This is a genomic window from Halomonas sp. 707D4 (assembly GCF_024158685.1).
GTDB lineage: Bacteria > Pseudomonadota > Gammaproteobacteria > Pseudomonadales > Halomonadaceae > Vreelandella.
The window spans coordinates 1-3,214 of sequence record NZ_JAMZBD010000362.1; the positions used below are offsets into that span (position 1 = coordinate 1).

General features: G+C 70.5%; 4 protein-coding genes. All 4 read right to left on the reverse strand.

The window, feature by feature from the left end:
- Positions 1 to 133: DUF2934 domain-containing protein (locus BIS11_RS13655; protein ID WP_253586292.1), on the reverse strand; the 133-nt coding region annotated here is incomplete at its 3' end.
- Positions 130 to 1,899, reverse strand: coding sequence for a malto-oligosyltrehalose synthase (treY, locus tag BIS11_RS13660; protein ID WP_253586288.1), 1,770 nt, complete (start codon positions 1,897 to 1,899; stop codon positions 130 to 132). The genes BIS11_RS13655 and treY, both read right to left, overlap by 4 nt.
- 48 nt (positions 1,900 to 1,947) lie before the next feature.
- The gene (locus BIS11_RS13665) at positions 1,948 to 2,934 is read right to left on the reverse strand and encodes an alpha-amylase family glycosyl hydrolase (RefSeq protein WP_253586290.1); all 987 of its coding nucleotides are present in this window, start codon (positions 2,932 to 2,934) and stop codon (positions 1,948 to 1,950) included.
- Positions 2,931 to 3,214, reverse strand: a 284-nt coding sequence (locus BIS11_RS13670; protein WP_253586291.1) for a 4-alpha-glucanotransferase, incomplete at its 5' end; no start/stop codon positions are given. The genes BIS11_RS13670 and BIS11_RS13665, both read right to left, overlap by 4 nt.

The following is a 3,214-nucleotide window of genomic DNA, read 5'->3' on the forward strand; positions in this document are numbered from 1 at the left end:
ACTCGTCGTCGGCGTGCTCGGCGGCGACGATCTTGCGCGCGCGCTCCCAGTGCTGCTGCTGCTGGCCTTCCGGGCGCCCCTCGGCTTCCCAGATGCTGTAGGCCAGCTGGCGGATGCGATCTTCGTCGGTCATGTCGACTCTCCCTGTAGGGCGTGGCCGTCGGCGCGCGCCTCGCTCGTGAATACCTCGAAGGGCAGCGTGTGCAAAAGCTCGGCAAGTGCGACGGGCTCGCCGTCGGCGTCGAGGCTGCGTTCACTCAGCGCGCTTCGATAACGCCCCGGCGGCAGCGCCAGGCGGGTATCGCCCCAGCGCGCCGGGGCGATGGCGAGCGCGCCATCGTCTTCCAGCTCGTTTTCCAGCAAAGGCGTGGCCAGGCGCGGGACCACCACGACGAGGCACTGTTCGCCCTGGCGGCGAACGAAGGCTAGTACGCGCTCGGCGTGCCGGCCTTCGGCGTGAAGTGGCTGGTAGTCGCCGTCGAGAAACAGCGCCGAGTGACGCGCCCGTAGTGCCAGAAGCTTGGATGTCAGCGCCTGCTTGATACGCCCGTCGCGCCACTGCACCAGCGCCTCGCTCAAGGCCGGGGGGGCGAAGAGCGACGCCCGGCGTGCGGCGTAATCCACCGGGCGGCGGTTGTCCGGGTCGACCAGGCTGTAGTCCCAGAAGTCGTTGCCCTGGTAGAGATCGGCAACGCCGGGCACGGTCAGGCGCAGGATCATTTGCACCAGCGCGTTGAGCGCGCCGGGGACGTCGAGCGCGCGGGCGGCGCGGTGCAGCGAATCGCGCAGCGCCGGGGTGGTGAGCACGCCTTCGAGAAACGCCCGGCAGGCGGCCTCGTACTGCTCGTCGGGCCACAGCCAGTGGGTACGCAGTTTGGCTTCGCGCAGCGCCTTCTGCTGCCACTGGGCGAGGCGCTCGGTGAATTCGGCCATGCCGGCACCGTCCTCCGGGGCCAGCGTCGGCGGCCAGGCGCCGAGAATCAGCTGGTAGAGGATCAAGGCATCGCCGGGGGAGGGGGCCGTGCCCTCGTCGAGCGGCTGGCACAAGGGCGCGGCGTCGCGCTGCCACTGGGCAACGGCGTCGGCGAAGGCGTCGGCGGACTCGCTCAGCGCGGCGAGGCGCGCGCGCACGTCTTCACCGCGCTTGTGATCGTGGGTGGCAGTGGTCACCAGGGCGTGCGGGAAGTCCCGGGCCCGGGCGGCGTTGGCGGCGTGAAAGTACTCCAATGAGTGGCTGAAGTGCTCACCGTGAAAGCCCACGTCGTTGCGCGAGATCAGCACGGCGCTGCGATAGCCCGCGGTATCCTCCACCGCCTTGGCGGCCACCGGCGAAGTGAGCTGCTGAAAGCGGGTGATGGCGCGCAGCCTCAATATCCGCTCCTCATCCCTGCAGGCGCTGGGCGCTTCGCCGCCGAGCCAGCGTTCGAGAAGGTCGAGGGTGGCGTGATCCGGCGGGTTCAGTGCGCCTCGGGCGCCCGTCATGGCCCGGGCGAAGAACGCCGCGTCCGCCTCCGGGCGCCCGGCGTCGCCCGCGTAGCTTCGGTAGATGGGAAAATGCACCACCAGCGCCTCGAGCGCCCGCTCGATGGAGCCGAGCGTCACGTCGCGGCTTTCCAGGCGTGCGCGGGCCACGGCGTGCAGCGCCCGGGCGCAGGCGGCGTACTCGCTGGCAAGCAGGGTCTCGAGAACCTCGCCCCGGGCCTGGCGCACCTCGGCCGTGAAGTCCGGGTCACGACCGCTCACCTGGCGCCAGAGTGTCGCGAGCGGCGCCGCGCCCTGCGGGTCGTGCTGAATCCCTGCCACCTCGTTCATGAACTCGTAGCCGCTGGTACCGTCCACCTGCCACGCCGTGGGCAGCGTTTCGCCGTCACCGAGGATCTTCTCGACGTACAGCGCCACCCGGCGCGGGACGCCTTCCGGGCGCTCCGGCGCCAGGGCATCCAGGCGTTAGCGCAGGTGGCGACAGTAGCCGCCGGGGTCGGCGAGCCCGTCCACGTGGTCGATGCGCAGCCCGTCCACCAGCCCCTCGCGGGCCAGACGCAGGGGCAGCGCGTGGACCGCATCGAACACCTCGGGCAGCTCGACGCGCAGCCCGCCGAGCTCGGTGACGTCGAAAAAGCGCCGCCAGTTGATCTCGTCGGCGGCGGTACGCCAGAAGGCCAGCCGGTAGTGCTGGCGCGACAGCAGCGCGTGAAGCCGGGTGGCGCCGTGCTCGGAGGTGGCCTCGAACAGCGCCAGGGCGCTGGCCAGGGAGGCCTGGGCGCCGGGGTCCTCGAGCACCCGCTCGAGCTGGGAAAGCGCGGCCGGCGCCTGCGAGCAAGGGTTCGGCGCCTGAGCCAGGGCGTCGAAGAATGCCGCCTGTTCGTGAAGGGCGTTGTGCTCGGCAAAACGCAGGATATCGCCGTAGTGGCGCGGGTCGATGGGAAAACAGTGCTCGTGATAGGCGACATGAAAGCCCGCGGCGTCGAAGCCGAGTGCGAGCTCACCGCTTTCGAGGGTCTCGGCATAGGGCGCACCGAGAAACGGGGCCAGCAGCTTGCCGGCAAGCGTCGGGTCCGGCGAGTGCCAGTCGATATCGAAGAACGCACCGTAGGGGCTCTGCTCGCCCCAGGTGAGCACGCTTTGCCACCACGGGTTCTCCGATCCACCCACGGCGAGGTGGTTGGGCACGATGTCCAGTATCAGACCCATGCCTCGCGCTCTGAGCGCGGCGACCAGCGATACCAGCGCCGCCTCGCCACCGACCTCGTCGTCGATGCGGGTCGGGTCGACGCCGTCGTAGCCGTGCATGGAGCCTTGGCGCGAAGCCTGCAGCGGCGAGGCGTAGAGGTGGCTCACCCCGAGGGCGGCGAAATCGTCCACGAGCGCCCGGGCGTCGTCGAGGGTGAAATCGCGGTGGAACTGCAGCCGGAGCGTGGCGCGGATCGCGTTCATGGCGTGTCTCCTTCGGGCGCTTCGCGCCGGGCGCGCGTCAACCGCTCGAGGCGCTGGCGCGTTTCGGGGCAGCCGAACAACGTCGCGCTATCCGCGCTCAAGCGGCGGCGCCAGTTGGGGTGGCGCTCGTCGCTGTTGGGCAGGTTGGGCTGCTCCTCGAGTCCAAGGAGATCCTCGACGGGAATCAATGCCAGCGGCGCCGGGGTGGCCGCCAGGTGGTCGAGGCAGGCGTCGATCACTGTCGAGGCGGCCATGTCGGCGGCGTCGAGCCCGGTCGGCG

What these genes read in the sequence shown, in the direction of transcription:
- BIS11_RS13665 (WP_253586290.1), bottom strand. Translation starts at nt 2,934, where the DNA reads ATGAACGCGATCCGCGCCACGCTCCGGCTGCAGTTCCACCGCGATTTC.